The 15,553-nt window shown below is 50.3% G+C and carries 15 protein-coding genes; 5 read left to right on the forward strand and 10 right to left on the reverse strand.

Translation table 11 applies throughout. From position 1 onward, the window contains the following. Window positions 1-46 precede the first annotated feature (46 nt). Genes fliI through fliF form a run of 4 tightly spaced genes read right to left on the reverse strand, consistent with a single transcriptional unit; the run spans window position 47 to window position 4,881 of the window. Window positions 47-1,462, reverse strand: a complete 1,416-nt coding sequence (gene fliI / locus LDN84_RS17895; protein WP_223904778.1) for a flagellar protein export ATPase FliI — start codon at window positions 1,460-1,462, stop codon at window positions 47-49. After that, window positions 1,452-2,147, reverse strand: coding sequence for a FliH/SctL family protein (locus tag LDN84_RS17900; RefSeq protein ID WP_223904779.1), 696 nt, complete (start codon window positions 2,145-2,147; stop codon window positions 1,452-1,454). Before LDN84_RS17900 ends, fliI begins: the two co-directional genes overlap by 11 nt. A 2-nt stretch (window positions 2,148-2,149) precedes the next feature. Beyond that, window positions 2,150-3,148, reverse strand: coding sequence for a flagellar motor switch protein FliG (gene fliG / locus LDN84_RS17905; RefSeq protein ID WP_223904780.1), 999 nt, complete (start codon window positions 3,146-3,148; stop codon window positions 2,150-2,152). A gap of 47 nt (window positions 3,149-3,195) precedes the next feature. After that, window positions 3,196-4,881 (reverse strand): flagellar basal-body MS-ring/collar protein FliF, encoded by a 1,686-nt coding sequence (gene fliF, locus LDN84_RS17910; protein WP_223904781.1) that lies wholly within the window; start codon window positions 4,879-4,881, stop codon window positions 3,196-3,198. 175 nt (window positions 4,882-5,056) lie between these two features. On the opposite strand from fliF, the gene fliE reads away from it, so the two are divergent. Then, window positions 5,057-5,374 (forward strand): flagellar hook-basal body complex protein FliE, encoded by a 318-nt coding sequence (gene fliE / locus LDN84_RS17915; protein WP_223904782.1) that lies wholly within the window; start codon window positions 5,057-5,059, stop codon window positions 5,372-5,374. Between the two features lie 125 nt (window positions 5,375-5,499). On the opposite strand, the gene fliT is transcribed toward fliE, so the two are convergent. From fliT to LDN84_RS17945, 6 genes are all read right to left on the reverse strand, one after another. Then, window positions 5,500-5,799: a flagellar protein FliT gene (fliT, locus tag LDN84_RS17920; RefSeq protein WP_223904783.1), complete on the reverse strand. Its 300-nt coding sequence runs from the start codon at window positions 5,797-5,799 to the stop codon at window positions 5,500-5,502. A gap of 28 nt (window positions 5,800-5,827) precedes the next feature. Further along, entirely contained in the window at window positions 5,828-6,232 is a 405-nt protein-coding gene (gene fliS / locus LDN84_RS17925; RefSeq protein ID WP_223904784.1) for a flagellar export chaperone FliS, read from the reverse strand. 80 nt (window positions 6,233-6,312) lie between these two features. After that, window positions 6,313-7,761: a flagellar filament capping protein FliD gene (fliD, locus tag LDN84_RS17930; RefSeq protein WP_223904785.1), complete on the reverse strand. Its 1,449-nt coding sequence runs from the start codon at window positions 7,759-7,761 to the stop codon at window positions 6,313-6,315. A 164-nt stretch (window positions 7,762-7,925) separates the two neighbouring features. Then, window positions 7,926-9,389 (reverse strand): flagellin N-terminal helical domain-containing protein, encoded by a 1,464-nt coding sequence (locus LDN84_RS17935; RefSeq protein WP_223904786.1) that lies wholly within the window; start codon window positions 9,387-9,389, stop codon window positions 7,926-7,928. A 63-nt stretch (window positions 9,390-9,452) separates the two neighbouring features. Further along, complete coding sequence (locus tag LDN84_RS17940; protein ID WP_223904787.1) at window positions 9,453-10,916, reverse strand: flagellin N-terminal helical domain-containing protein; 1,464 nt, start codon at window positions 10,914-10,916, stop codon at window positions 9,453-9,455. Between the two features lie 175 nt (window positions 10,917-11,091). Then, complete coding sequence (locus LDN84_RS17945; protein WP_223904788.1) at window positions 11,092-11,271, reverse strand: hypothetical protein; 180 nt, start codon at window positions 11,269-11,271, stop codon at window positions 11,092-11,094. Window positions 11,272-11,352: 81 nt separating this feature from the next. Between LDN84_RS17945 and LDN84_RS17950 the strand changes: the two genes are divergently transcribed. From LDN84_RS17950 to LDN84_RS17965, 4 genes are all read left to right on the forward strand, one after another. Continuing rightward, window positions 11,353-12,816: a flagellin N-terminal helical domain-containing protein gene (locus tag LDN84_RS17950; RefSeq protein WP_223904789.1), complete on the forward strand. Its 1,464-nt coding sequence runs from the start codon at window positions 11,353-11,355 to the stop codon at window positions 12,814-12,816. Window positions 12,817-12,879: 63 nt separating this feature from the next. After that, window positions 12,880-13,986, forward strand: coding sequence for a DegT/DnrJ/EryC1/StrS family aminotransferase (locus LDN84_RS17955; RefSeq protein ID WP_223904790.1), 1,107 nt, complete (start codon window positions 12,880-12,882; stop codon window positions 13,984-13,986). Window positions 13,987-14,028: 42 nt separating this feature from the next. Next, a complete protein-coding gene (locus tag LDN84_RS17960) occupies window positions 14,029-14,733 on the forward strand; it encodes a WbqC family protein (protein ID WP_223904791.1) in 705 nt (234 codons plus the stop codon). Window positions 14,734-14,761: 28 nt separating this feature from the next. Next, window positions 14,762-15,487: a class I SAM-dependent methyltransferase gene (locus LDN84_RS17965; RefSeq protein WP_223904792.1), complete on the forward strand. Its 726-nt coding sequence runs from the start codon at window positions 14,762-14,764 to the stop codon at window positions 15,485-15,487. Window positions 15,488-15,553 lie beyond the last annotated feature (66 nt).

Below are 15,553 nucleotides of genomic sequence, written 5' to 3' on the forward strand. Positions count from 1 at the left end.
CAATCGCAAGATGAAGACTTCTGAATTGAGGCATGGTATGGACCTATCAATGCGCTACCCGGCTTACGCCAAGTGCGGTGACCATTTCATCCACACTGTTCTGCAGCGTGGATGACTCAAACATATCTTGCTTCAAGAACTCCATCATGGGTTCATGCAACGCAATCGCCTCGTCCAAAGACCGATCAGATCCCCCCACATAAGCACCAATTTGAACCAGATCATGTCCTTTTTGGTAACACGAATACACGGCTTTAAATCGTCTGGCCAGATCAAAATGGGATTTTGGCACCACGTTTTGCATCACCCGAGAAGCAGACTGTTCTATATCAATAGCAGGGAAATGCCCCGACTCCGCCAACGCACGTGACAACACAATATGACCATCCAAAATTGCCCGTGCAGCATCGGCAATCGGATCCTGCTGGTCATCCCCCTCTGATAACACCGTGTAAAACGCAGTAATAGAACCTACGCCATTCAGGCCATTACCACTGCGCTCAACCAATTGTGGAAGCTTGGCAAAACAAGAAGGCGGGTAGCCTTTGGTAGCTGGCGGCTCACCAATGGCCAAAGCAATTTCACGCTGAGCCATCGCGTAGCGGGTGAGTGAATCCATCAGCAGCAAGACATGCTTACCTTTGTCCCTGAAAGTCTCGGCGACCGCAGTGGCATAGGCTGCCCCCTGCATGCGCAGCAGGGGGGGGGCATCAGCCGGGGCGGCCACTACCACGGCACGCGCTCTACCCTCTTCACCCAAGATATCTTCAATGAATTCCTTAACCTCTCGGCCCCGTTCACCAATCAGCCCCACCACAATCACATCTGCCTGGGTGTATCTGGCCATCATGCCTAGCAACACACTTTTACCGACACCGGACCCAGCAAACAGACCCAAACGCTGACCACGCCCCACAGTAAGCAGAGCATTGATCGCGCGAATGCCTGTATCCAACGTCTCACGCACAGGTGCGCGATCCATGGCGTTAATCGGCTGGCGATCCATGGGAACTGAAGCCACATCCAAAATGGGCCCTTTGTAGTCCATTGGATTGCCATGCGCATCTACCACCCGGCCCAATAACCCATCACCTAAAGGCAACCTCAGCACGCCTTGACCAAACTCACGCTGAACCTGCCGACGCTCACCTAACATGGGCACGGTCACATAGGCGGGGGCAGGCTCCACACTAGCACCACTGGCCAAACCATGCACATCTCCAGCAGGCATCAAAAACGCGCGGTCATTGGAAAACCCAACCACTTCTGCCAACACGGGCGTTTGCCCCTTCATGCGTACCCAGCATTGCGAGCCCACCGGAACACGAATACCGACCGCTTCAAGTACCAAACCCGTCAAGCGGGTGAGCGTGCCACGGACTTCCAGTGTTGTTCCTGTATACACACGGCGCGTAGCCTCCTCAAAAAAGGTCTGCCACTTGACAGCTGGTTCAACTTGCATCAACGGTTTCCTCCCATTTGGAATCGAGACCTAAAGTCGCTACGGCACGTAGCCACCTTTTTTGCAAACTGGCATCAATCACCATCCCTGCAGACTCCACCAAACAGCCACCTGGTTTTAGTGCAGGATCAGCCCGAAGTGTTAAGGCCATACCCGCAAACTCATCAGCAATCAAACCATCCAATACTTCAAGATCCTGCGGATGTATACGCACCAAAGCGCTGCGGTGTTCAGCACCCAACAAATCAAGCGCTTCATGGATCACTGGCAACACCACATTGGGATTGACAGACAGCTCCTGACGCAAAACCTGCCTAGCCAATTCACATGACAAGTTCAAGACACCTTGTGCCATGACCTGTTCGGCTTGTACCAATTCATTTTGTGCCGCACGAAAGAGTTCCGTAAATTTTTGAGCTTCTTCGCGGGCCTGATTAGCCAAAAAATCCGCCATTTGCTGCTGCAATTCAGCTTGCGCTTGAAGGCGACCTTGTGCCATACCAGCGGTATATCCTTCCTGATAGCTTTCTTGACGGCGAGCCAACTGTTCTTGGTGTTCTTGCTCAACCTCTTGTGCTTTGACTTTCGCTTGCAGCAACTGCGTCGCTGTGTCGATTGCGCCAAAACGCCACTGTTCGACTGCGTCGATCTCTTCTCCTGGAATAAAACGGGCGTAATTGCGCATGATTACACCATCGCGTCGTCAGCACCGCCACCGATGACAATCGTGCCTTCGTCTGCCAAACGACGCACCACCTTGAGAATTTCTTTCTGCTGTGCCTCCACCTCAGACAAGCGCATTGGCCCGCGTGACTCCAAGTCTTCGCGCAGTGTTTCTGCTGCACGGGTGGACATATTGGACAAGATTTTCTCTTTAAGCTCGGGCTGCGCGCCCTTAAGTGCCACGATGAGTACGTCAGAAGACACCTCTTTGAGCACGGTCTGAATCGATTTGTCATCGAGCTTGATCACATCGTCAAAGACAAACATCTTATCCATGATTTTTTGTGCCAAATCAGGATCGTGGTTTCGAATCGACTCAATCACCGTACCTTCAATGGCTGTCCCCATCAGGTTGATCATCTCTGCTGCGGTTTTCACACCACCCAAAGATGACTTGCGCATCTTATCGCCACCAGCAAGCACCTTGAACAACACCTCATTCAAGTCTTTCAAAGCAGAGGGTTGAATACCTTCCATGGTGGCTACACGCAGCATCACCTCGTTACGCTGACGCTCGGTAAAAAATTTCAAAATATCTGCGGCTTGGTCAAAATCCAGATGAACCAAAATAGCAGCCACAATTTGGGGATGTTCATTGCGTAAAAGCTCCGCCACGCTGGAGGGCTCCATCCATTTCAGACTCTCAATACCTGATACGTCACCCCCTTGCAAAATGCGGTCAATCAGCAATGCAGCCTTGTCATCACCCAAGGCCCGTCTTAAAACAGAACGTACGTAGTCACCCGAGTTTGATACCAGCAAGCTTTGTGCTGCAGCAACTCCCGTGAACTTATCCACTACCTCGTTGACACGTTCACGGGTGATCGCTTTGGTTTTGGCAATGGCTTCACCCAGCTTCTGCACCTCTTTGGGAGACAAATGCTTAAACACTTCCGAAGCCTCGGCCTCACCCAAAGACATCATCAAAATGGCTGCATCTTCCAGTCCGTCACTTTGCGGCATTTTTCATCGTCCTCATCAATTCCTGGACAGACCCCGGTCGCACCGCATCAAGCGGGAGCCTCACCATTGATCCAAGTTTTGACTATGTTAGCGACTGCAGCGGGGTTGTCTCGGGTTAATTTGCGTGCTTCTTCCAAAGCCAGGTCTGCTGGACTAATTTCAGTAGTCTGGCTGGAGGCCGTCGATGGCCCTGCCAGCAAAGGCCGCTCTGGTTCATCAGCCTCTATCGCATCCAACTGACCTGTTCGTTCGTTTTCTAGCGCAGGTACGGGCTGTGCCATGATTTTCAGTGCGGGCCGTACAGCCCCCATCAAAACAAGCGCACCAAACAACAAGGTACCCAATGGCCAGGCAAAGCTACGTGCCAGATCCAACAATTCAGGTTGCTGCCAGAACGGCAGCGGAGCCACATTCACGGCTTCTTTGGCAAACGGTGCAGTGACCACATTCACGGAGTCTCCCCGATCTTTACTGAACCCCACGGTTTCACGTACCAAGGCCGTTAATTTTTCCAACTGTGCATCACTCATAGCTGCCGTGGTTGTTTTGCCCTTGGCATCCGTGATAGTTTGGTGATTGATGATGACGGCAGCGCTGATGCGCTTGACCATACCTGTGCTACCACGCACCACACGCACCGTCTTGTCGACCTCGTAATTGATCACTGATTCACGCCGTCCATTATTGGTGCCAGTGGCAGATCCTGCAGCAGCCATCGTCTGCGGAGCACCATTGATGGCGGCAGTGGTCGGGCCTGGCGGCTGGTTGGTGGTCGCACCCGGCACGCCGGTCGGCGGTGAAGCCCCGGCAGCTGAACCACCCGTTTCAAGCAGTTGCTGGCTCCGAATAGAGGTCGAATCTGGTGTTTGATTCGGCTTGAACAATTCAGAGGTGGATTCAGTCTGCGAAAAATCAAGCTCAGCCGTCACCTGTGCTCGCACGTTTTGACGCCCAACAACCGGCTCCAAAATATCCAGAATCCGGCTACTGTAGAGCTGCTCGATCTGTTGCACATATTGCAACTGCTGGGCATCTGCACCCAGCCCACCTGTCCCATCTGCGGGAGTTGAAAGCAATTTCCCAGTGTCATCCAGCACGCTGACCGCTTTAGGATCCATCTCTGGCACGCTGGAAGACACCAGATGGATAATGCCAGCCAATTGCGCACGGTCAAGGGTTCTGCCCGCATTCAAACTAACCAAGACCGAGGCAGACGGTTTTTGCTGATCTCTGAAAAAGCCATTTTGATTAGGCAAAGCCAGATGCACGCGTGCACTTTGTACTGAATTTAGTGCTTGGATTGAGCGAGTCAACTCCCCCTCAAGACCCCGCTGGAATGTCAGACGCTCTTGAAATTGAGTCATGCCAAAACGATTGGCCGTATCCATCAATTCAAACCCCGTCACCGACCCTTTGGGCAAGCCCTGTGAAGCAAGCTTAAGCCGCGTGTCATACACCAAATTGGCAGGAACCAAGATGGCCCCACCGCCTGCTGCATATTGATAGGGCACATTCATCTGAGTCAACTGCGCCACGATGGCTCCGCCATCTTTGTCAGGCAGATTGGCATAAAGTACACGCCACTCAGCCTGACGACCCATCATCAAACCAACGATACCGATAACCACAAACAGCACAATGCCAACCCCTAAACGTAGTTTCTGGGCCTGATCCAAGCCAGCCAAGCGCTGGAAAAAAGTTGGGTTTACAGGTATTGCGAGTGCGGCAGTCATATCCATCTTCCAAGGCAATAGGGCGTAATGCACCTTTGTTGCGGTTGATTATTGGCCCCACCTGACAAAACATTAGGTTAATAAGGTCGGTTTTTACCCCTTACTTCAAATTTATGTTTTGGCAACTGCCTTGCTAGCATCCCTATCACCCCACAAGCTTTCGGGCACAAACACCATGAATCTCAGACTTACTCCAAACACGATGCCGGTTGCGGTACGTCCCAACATCTTGGGCAGTCAGTCACAAACATCCGTGGGTGGTACCCAGTCTGGTGGTTTTTCAGGCGCTTTGAAAAGTGCGCTCAACTCGGTGAGTGCGGCACAAAATGAAGCGACCCGCCTACAGCGTGAAGTTCAGTTGGAAAACCCTCAGGTCAGCCTGGAAGAAACCATGGTCGCCATTCAGAAAGCACAAATCGGCTTTCAAGCCACCCTGCACGTACGTAATCGCATGGTTCAGGCGTATACAGACATCATGAACATGCAAGTCTAAAGCAGTTCATCAAGCCAGTTTTGTATAAAAAAATAGCCTCTAGCGCTTATATACTCTGCGCAAGAAGCTATTATTTTTGAAGCGTTGATGCTTCTAATTTTCGGACTCTCCTAACCGCTTGAATTTCAGTGCAAGTATTGCCGAGACTCGTCCAGATTTTCCTCACAGTGCGTGAGCCAGGGTTCAGCCAAGTAACGAATCTGGGCATCGTTATTCAAAATACGTTGCATGATGCGTGCTTTCTCAGCACGATGCTCAGGCTGAAGCCTTTCCTGACTGGCACGGTCACGAAGTTGCTCAATCAATACCGCACAAGCACCCTCGAAGTGCATTACTTTTTCCCAGTCTTCTGACTTTGCTGCATCCAACATTTTGGCGCTACTGTCTTCAATGGCTTTGTAATAGTCGATAAGAATGTGTGACATGTCAAAACTCCAATGTGTCTTGATGAGATCAAGCGTTGACTACCGCGCCAATTTCCTTCCAGCCCGAGGCAATGGGCTCAATGACTCGAATCACATCATTTAATGCAACATCATCATTATGCAAATTTGCCTGGGTCAAGCGGACAAGGCAGTAACCATAGAGGCCATTCAAATTTGCAGCAAGAGGACCACCTTGCTGAAGATTTAATGAAGGCTTCAGTCCCTCGTCAATGATGCGGACTGCTTTCAAAATATGTTCACCTTTGGCGGCAATGTCCCCTTTTGCCAAGCTGGCACGAGCAGCACCCACCGCCACCTGTAAGCTATCGAACAACATACTCACCAACTCGTGAGGACTCGCCATACTCACACCCGTCTCAATAGCGACTCTCTTGTACGCTGATGCAGAACGAGAACTGACTGAGGTGAACATGATGGGCTCCATATTGTTTGTTACCTTAGTTATCGACATCTCAGCGTAAAAATAAAGGGTTACAGCAAACAGAGTGACGACTAATTCGACGACTTATTCCACAAGGTGACCTGCTGCCCTACATAAGTATTCAGCGCATTCAGTTTAGCCATTTGAACATCCAGATCTGAATATTGCTTTCGCAGGCGCGCCTCAAACGAAGCCACACGCGCATTGAGCTTGGTTTGATCCTGACTATTCTTGTCCAGAAGGTTTTGCAATGATGCAGCCTTGTTATATAAAGATCCGCCTGTCGCGGCAACACCTTGCCCCAAAGTTGAAAACTTCAACGCAAAACCATTGGTCATGGTATTGCCATTGTCTGCGGTGAAAAGTTGCTGCAACGAAGTGCCATCATTGGCCGCAACTGACAGCTTGGCCGTATTGATGGTCAAAGAGCCATCCAACTGACGATCCAACCCAATATCAGCCAAACGCTGTGAAGTTGCGCCCTTGCTCGTTGAACCGACCATATTACGCAACACATTTTGGATACCAATCACCATTGAATCACCCTGAAACAGGCCTGCGACCTTGGTCGTCGCATCGTATTTGGTCAAATCTCTCAGCGTTTGATTCAGTTTATTAAATGCATCAACAAAATCAGACACATTCTTCACTGCTGGTTTCACGTCTTCACTGATCACCATGGTAATCGGAGCTTTGGTTTCGGTGCCCAAACCATAATTGGTCGTGGTGGTTGCCTGCAACTCAAGGGTGACACCCGTGAAGTTATCTGCCAGCGTATTGGTGGCAGAAGTAACTGCCAGACCATTGATACGAGCCGCCGCATTTTGACCAAACTGCACAGGATTACCAGTCGAGGCCATACCCTGCCCCGCTTTGTTTTCTGGATCAAACACAAAACCTGCCAGAGCAGCATCACCCGACTGAACACGAAAACCAGCCGCAGCCCCGGTGTTTTTGGACTGCATTAATAAACGCTCGTTGGTGCCGTCATTAAACACCGAGGCGGTCACACCACTATTGGCCGCATTGATTTTGCTGGCAATTGAAGCCAACGTGTCCGTGTTGGTAATAGCCACATTAACAGCACTGGCACCTCCAGCGGTAAATGCGGTACCTGCGGCATCCCAGGTACCCAGCTGAATACTCAGCGTTCCCGCCCCTGGCAAGGAGCCTGTAGCCACAGTAGACGACGAGAGTGACTGTTTGGAGGCCAACCGATCCACATCCAGCGTGAATGAATTGGCGCTGGCCGAAGATGTCACAGCAATCGTAGCGGCACTCGTATTTGAACTGGTGGCAGTTCTCGCCGTCCAAGTGGAGGCATCCGAAATACGGGTTGCCACATCTGTCAATGCCGCAAACTGCGACTGTACCTGCCCGAATGCAGACAATTGAGCCTGAACTGATGTCGCCTTGGATTCAAGCGTCTTGAGAGGCTTTTTCTCCAAATCCACCAACTGCGTCACGATGCTATTGACATCAAGCCCACTGCCAATGCCGACTGAAGTGATGCTGGCCATACTCTTCTCCTGTTGAATCCAAGAACCCGATTATCAAACGCTCGGTTATCTGTTAAGCCCAGAAAAGAACGTTTTTAAACGACAAAGCGGCGATGAACCGTTGGCCCATCGCCGCTTTGAAAACCACTTACCATTTACGAGTAAGTTATTTTCGGCATTTCCGCTTACCGCAGCAGGGCCAATACACCTTGCGGCAACTGGTTGGCTTGTGCCACCATGGCAGTACCGGCCTGTTGCAGAATCTGCGCACGCGACAGGTTGGCGGTTTCCGAGGCAAAGTCAGCATCCTGGATACGTGAGCGTGATGCACTCAGGTTTTCAACACTGCTTCCCAAGTTGGAAATGGTGGACTCAAAGCGCGATTGCAACGCACCAAAGTTAGCCCGTTGACCATCCACGGCTGCCAGCGCGGCATCCACAATTTTCAGCGCTTTGGTTGAACCGGTCACCGTTGAAATATCAATGGTGCTCACCGCATTCAGGGATGATGTAGCTGACGATGTCACCAACGCAGAGGCTGAAGTTCCAAATGCGAAACCTTTGTCCGAGGCAAATTCGACCGTACCGTGCGTAGCGGCTGTGCCACCTGCTGCTGCCGCAGAAAAGGCTGCACTGAATGTATCCACACCATTGGTGGCTGAGGCGGGTCCGTTGTAAGCGGCCAGGGTAAGCGCTGCGGTCGCAGAGTTATTGGTGATTTTGATGTCGTCACCTGCACTGCTTGTCAACACCAAACCGTCTGAATTGGCATTCAATTTGGCAGTGATACCGGTTGTAGAAGACACATCATTAAATGCCTTGACCGCCTCCGCCAAACCAGCCGACGTACCTACAGCTGACACATTAAAGGTGACATTGGCTGCAGTGGTATTGCTACCTGTAACGGCCAATGAGAACGATCCTGATGCACTGGCCTTGAACTCTGTCAAGTTGATGGCTTGTGCGGTCACTCCGGTCGTTTCAGTCTTGGAGTTGAAAGCAACTGCAGCTGTTGCGGCTGTATCGGTTGCAGTCAACGTCACGGTTGCAGAGGCCGTGCCATTGATCACGATGGCACCAGCCAGCGAGGGTACGGTTGCGGCTGCGGCGACACCCGACGATGATTGGGACAACTGAGCACCATACACATTGGTTCTGAAGTTGGCCGTGGTGGCTGTGATGGTTTGGTTGGCATTGGCACCCACCTGGAAGGTGGAAGAACCCAAAGAGCCATCCAAAATATTGCGTCCGTTGAATTGCGTATTGGAAGCAAGCCGGTCAAGTTCTGACAAGAGTTGACCGGTTTCCGCTTGCAGTGATTTGCGGTCAGCAGAGGTATTGGTGTCATTGGCTGACTGAACCGCCAATTCACGGATACGCTGCAACATAGTGCCAGCAGAGTTCAAAGCTCCTTCAGCCGTTTGCGCCAGTGAAATACCGTCATTGGCATTGCGTGTTGCTTGTGTCAAACCACGAATCTGAGCCGTCATCCGGTCACTGATGGCCAGACCAGCTGCATCATCTTTGGCGCTATTCACACGCAAACCGGACGACAAGCGCTGCATGGAGGTAGAAAGTGATGCTTGCGACATTCCCAAATTGCGTTGTGCAGTCAACGATTGGATGTTGCTGTTGATGGTGGAGGCCATTTTGATATCTCCTCAATAAACTAACTTAGCCGAATGACGGGCCCGAAGAGGCCCGTTCTATGCTTACCGCAACAAGGCCAATACACCTTGCGGCAACTGGTTGGCTTGTGCCACCATGGCAGTACCGGCCTGTTGCAGAATCTGCGAACGCGACAGGTTGGCGGTTTCCGAGGCAAAGTCAGCATCCTGGATACGTGAGCGTGATGCACTCAGGTTTTCAACACTGCTTCCCAAGTTGGAAATGGTGGACTCAAAGCGCGATTGCAACGCACCAAAGTTAGCCCGTTGACCATCCACGGCTGCCAGCGCGGCATCCACAATTTTCAGCGCTTTGGTTGAACCTGTCACCGTTGAAATATCAATGGTGCTCACCGCATTCAGGGATGATGTAGCTGACGATGTCACCAACGCAGAGGCTGAAGTTCCAAATGCGAAACCCTTGTCCGAGGCAAATTCAACCGTCCCGTGCGTAGCGGCTGTGCCACCTGCTGCTGCCGCAGAAAAGGCTGCACTGAATGTATCCACACCATTGGTGGCGGAGGTGGGTCCGTTGTATGCGGCCAGGGTAAGCGCTGCGGTCGCAGAGTTATTGGTGATTTTGATGTCGTCACCTGCACTGCTTGTCAACACCAAACCGTCTGAATTGGCATTCAGTTTGGCAGTGATACCGGTCGTGGAAGACACATCATTAAATGCCTTGACTGCCTCTGCCAAACCAGCCGACGTACCTACAGCTGACACATTAAAGGTGACATTGGCTGCAGTGGTATTGCTACCTGTAACGGCCAATGAGAACGATCCTGATGCACTGGCCTTGAACTCTGTCAAGTTACGGGCTTGTGCCGTCACACCGGTCGTTTCAGTCTTGGAGTTGAAAGCAACTGCAGCTGTTGCAGCTGTGTCGGTTGCCGTCAACGTCACGGTTGCAGAGGCCGTGCCATTGATCACGATGGCACCAGCCAGCGAGGGTACGGTTGCGGCTGCGGCGACACCCGACGATGATTGGGACAACTGAGCACCATACACATTGGTTCTGAAGTTGGCCGTGGTGGCTGTGATGGTTTGGTTGGCATTGGCACCCACCTGGAAGGTGGAAGAGCCCAAAGAGCCATCCAAAATATTGCGTCCGTTGAATTGCGTATTGGAAGCAAGCCGGTCAAGTTCTGACAAGAGTTGACCGGTTTCCGCTTGCAGTGATTTGCGGTCTGCCGAGGTATTGGTGTCATTGGCTGACTGAACCGCCAATTCACGGATACGCTGCAACATCGTACCAGCAGAGTTCAAAGCTCCTTCAGCCGTTTGCGCCAGTGAAATACCGTCATTGGCATTGCGTGTTGCTTGTGTCAAACCACGAATCTGAGCCGTCATCCGGTCACTGATGGCCAGACCAGCTGCATCATCTTTGGCGCTATTCACACGCAAACCGGACGACAAGCGCTGCATGGAGGTAGAAAGTGATGCTTGCGACATTCCCAAATTGCGTTGTGCAGTCAACGATTGGATGTTGCTGTTGATGGTGGAGGCCATTTTGATAACTCCTTAATAAAACTAACTTAACCCGGCGACATGCCGATCCCAACACCAGCAAAGCTGCTGGCTGCTACGACCGGAACGCCTTGTTAGCGCTAGCCGGACGACAGGCCCGAAAAAGACCCGTTGGATTTGTTTTCGGACAGATTCGAAAAAACTTTAGCAACAAAAATCACTGCATCTCAAATAACACATCTGCTCGTGGTTTAAAAAAAATATCTGGCATGGATATACAAGGCATTTCATGTCCAGCTGCATCGATCAACTTAAACATCACCAGCCACCCCGCAAATGACCGTGTTTTCTGCCGCTTATCAAAGCTTTTGAAATTGATCAGTTCTGGAGAATTCATCCATCGTTACTGATTGCTCACGCGACATGTGGGCATTGCAATCGGCGGCGACACCCATTTAACCGTTTAAGGAGTTTCGCAATGGCCTCTACTATCAACAGCAATATTGCTTCGCTGACCGCCCAACGCAATTTGAGCATGTCTCAATCATCACTCGCTACCTCCATGCAGCGCTTGTCCTCAGGGCTGCGTGTGAATAGCGCCAAAGACGACGCGGCAGGCTTATCCATCAGTGACCGGATGACGGCTCAGATTCGCGGCTCGGTTCAGGCTGCGCGTAATGCCAATGACGGTATCTCGATGGCGCAAGTAGCAGAAGGCGCACTGGGCTCAGCAAGCAACATTTTGCAACGCGTACGTGAACTGGCCGTTCAATCAGCCAATGACACCAATACCTCTGCTGACCGCAAATCGTTGCAAGCAGAAACAGGTCAGTTGTTGACCGAATTGGATCGCATTGGCACAACCACACAATTCAACGGACGCAATATTTTGGATGGCTCACTGGGGTCAGCCACTTTCCAGGTGGGGGCCAATGCCAACCAAACCATCACGGCAACCACCAGCAACTTTAGAACCACAGTTTATGGTGCCCAGTTGTCCCAGTCGTCGTCTGGTGTTGCCGCAGCGGCAACCGCACCTTCGCTGGCTGGCGCAGTTGTCGTCAATGGCACGGCATCAGCTACAGTCACTTTGCTGGCTTCTGACACCGCCGCAACTGCTGCAGCAAAGTTTAATTCTGCATCCGACACAACAGGTGTCTCAGCCGTTGCTCTGAACAAAAGCGAATTCAAACCCTTGTCTATAGGTGCCTATTCCTTGGCTGTTAAAGGCAGCAATACCACAACGCCCGCCAATATCACGTTCAATGTATCAGCGACCAATACCTCTGCAGGATTGGCCGAGGCGGTTAAAGCATTCAACGATGTCGCCTCTCAAACAGGCATCACAGCCAAACTGAACACCAATGCGGACGGTTTGATTTTGACCAGCGATGCAGGAGACGACATTGCCATCGCGAACAATTCAGCAGCAAATAGTGTCACACTTGCTGCCTACAACGCACCAACATCAGCTACCAATAGTGTCGATACGTTCAGTACAGCCTTTACTGCTGCAGCTGGAGCAACTGCGGCAACACGTGGTACGGTTGAATTCACTTCTGATAAAGGTTTCTCATTTGGGACATCAACAACAGCACTGGTGACCACTGCAAACTCATCCACGCTGAATTCAGTCAGCACCATTGACATTTCAACCGTTGCAGGATCTACAAAAGCCCTCAAAATTGTGGATGCGGCACTCACAGCTGTCAACGGCCAACGCGCCAGCTTTGGTGCGCTGCAGTCACGCTTTGAAGCCAGCATTTCCAACCTGCAAATCAACACTGAGAACCTCAGTGCCTCACGCTCACGCATCCAGGATGCCGACTTTGCAGTGGAAACCTCCAACCTGTCTCGCGCGCAAATCTTGCAACAAGCCGGTACCGCCATGGTGGCGCAGGCCAATCAGTTGCCACAGGGCGTGATGGCACTGCTGAAATAATCAGACCATCGGTGATAAATTGGGGTCAATAGTCATTGGCAGCCCTAGAATTTGGTGGCACCTATGACTAAACCCATCTACGTCACCCAGCCCTTTCTGCCACCGCTGAAAGAGTTTCTGCCCTATCTTGAAGAGATATGGGCCAGCAAGATTCTGACGAATGGTGGCCCGTTTCACCAAAAGCTTGAGTCTGCCCTGTGTGACTACTTGGGTGTCAAACATATTGCCCTGTTTGCCAACGGTACCTTGGCCTTAGTCACAGCTCTGCAGGCGCTTCGTGTGACTGGCGAGGTCATCACGACACCGTATTCATTTGTCGCCACGGCGCATTCGTTGCTCTGGAATGGCATCAAACCCGTGTTTGTTGACGTTGATCCCAACACACTCAACATGGACCCCACCAAGATTGAGGCGGCCATCACGCCGCAAACCACGGCGATCATGCCCGTGCATTGTTATGGACATCCGTGTGACGTGGAGGCCATCCAGAAGATTGCAGACAACTACAACCTGAAAGTGATCTATGACGCGGCCCATGCTTTTGGCGTTCAGTGCCACTGCGGCAGTGTCCTCAACCATGGTGACCTGTCGGTACTGAGTTTTCATGCCACCAAGGTGTTCAACACCTTTGAAGGCGGTGCCATCATCTGTCCCGATGAAAAAACCAAAATCCGCATCGATCAGCTCAAGAATTTTGGCCATGTTGGCGAAGTCACTGTCGTTGCACCCGGCATCAATGGAAAGATGAGTGAGTTCAACGCTGCACTTGGTTTATTGCAACTGCAATACATTGACCAAGCGCTTGCGCGGCGAAAAGAGATTAACGCCCTGTACCGTGAACAACTTCAGCACGTCAAAGGCATTCATTGCTTGAATGATGCCGGTGAACATGTTGCCAACTATGCCTATTTCCCGATCCAAGTGCAGCCGGACTATCCTCTCAGCCGAGATGCACTCAACGAGAAACTGAAAGAAAACGGTATTCACCCACGCCGCTATTTCTACCCTTTGATATCTGAGTTTCCAATGTACCGCGGTCTACCATCCGCCAACAAAGCCAATCTGGCTGTTGCAACATCCGCTTCGTTGCAAGTTCTGTGTTTACCCATCTATCCAGACTTGGAGAAGTCCATGGTGCAAGAAATTACCCAGCTCATCGCGAGCCAGTAGCGGCGGCCATATCCCATTCAGTTCACTCACAGGGCATCGGAAATGAGACTGGCCATCATGCAACCCTATTTCTTTCCGTATATTGGCTACTTTCAATTGATCGCTTCGGTTGATCAATTTGTTGTCTATGACAACATCAAATACACCAAAAAAGGTTGGATCAATCGCAACCGCATGTTGCAAAACGGCAAGGATGTCACATTCTCGCTACCTCTGAAAAAAGATTCAGATTCCCTTGATGTGTGCCAGCGGACACTGTCAACAGAATTTAACCGGGAAAAGTTACTCAACCAATTCAAAGGAGCTTACCAGCAAGCTCCTTATTTCAGACAAACATTCCCGCTCATCGAAAACATCGTGCAGTATGAAGATATAAATCTTTTTGAATATCTGCACCACTCCATCACCCAAATATGTAGACATCTGGGTATCAACACGCCCATCCGAAAATCTTCAGATATCGCCATTGACCACGGCTTGAAGAGCCAAGACAAGGTAATCGCTTTGTGTGAAGCCGTTGGAGCGAACACCTATGTGAATGCGATCGGTGGCATAGACTTGTATTCCAAGGAAATATTTCATGAAAAAATGATTGATTTGAAATTCATTCAATCAAAACCATTTTCATATCCACAATACGGTGGTACTTTTGTACCTTGGTTGTCAATTATTGATGTGTTGATGTTCAACTCCATCGAAACCACATATACCACTATTTTGAAAAATTTCGATTTCATTCAAAACTGAAATATACTGATAATTTCACCCTATCCACATGAAAAATAAATTAGATTCACATCTTAGAGCCTATCAGGGTGGAAGTCTGTATGATTTTGACAATGAGATATTATTAAACTGGTATCCACAACGTGTTATCTTGCAAAGTCAAAGAGCTCGCTCACTGCTTGAACTAGGCTTGGGACATGGACTCACCACGAACAAATTTTCAAAGTGCTTTGAGCGGCATGTGGTCGTGGAAGGATCATCAGCCGTCATTCATCATTTCCGCGAAAAATTCCCAGAATGTTCCGCCGAGATTATGGAAAATTATTTTGAAACATTTGAAAGTACCGAACAGTTTGATGTCATTGTGATGGGGTTTATTCTTGAACACGTAGATGATCCATTACATATCATCCAGCGATACAAGCACTTTTTGACACCTGGCGGAACCATGTTTTTAGCGGTTCCGAATGCTGAGGTTCTCAATCGCCGACTAGGACACCTGGCAGGACTATTGCCTGATCTGTCCGAGCTTTCTGAAAATGATTTATTGTTGGGGCATAAACGCTACTACACGGTGCAAACATTGACCGAGGTCATCACCCAAGCAGGCTACAAGGTTGATCAATTGGAAGGTATTTACCTCAAACCGTTGACAACCCGACAAATGATTTCTTTAGAGCTGCAACCTGATGTAATTCATGCATTGTGTGAGGTTGGTATTCATTACCCGGAATTATCATGTGGCATCTTGGCTCAGATATCCGTAAATGATTGAATAATTCAATTGATTGATCATTCAATCGGCACACCAAAAAAATAACCTCTGATAAATTACCTCTCA

This window comes from Rhodoferax lithotrophicus, assembly GCF_019973615.1.
In the GTDB taxonomy this organism is placed as follows: Bacteria; Pseudomonadota; Gammaproteobacteria; order Burkholderiales; family Burkholderiaceae_C; genus Rhodoferax; species Rhodoferax lithotrophicus.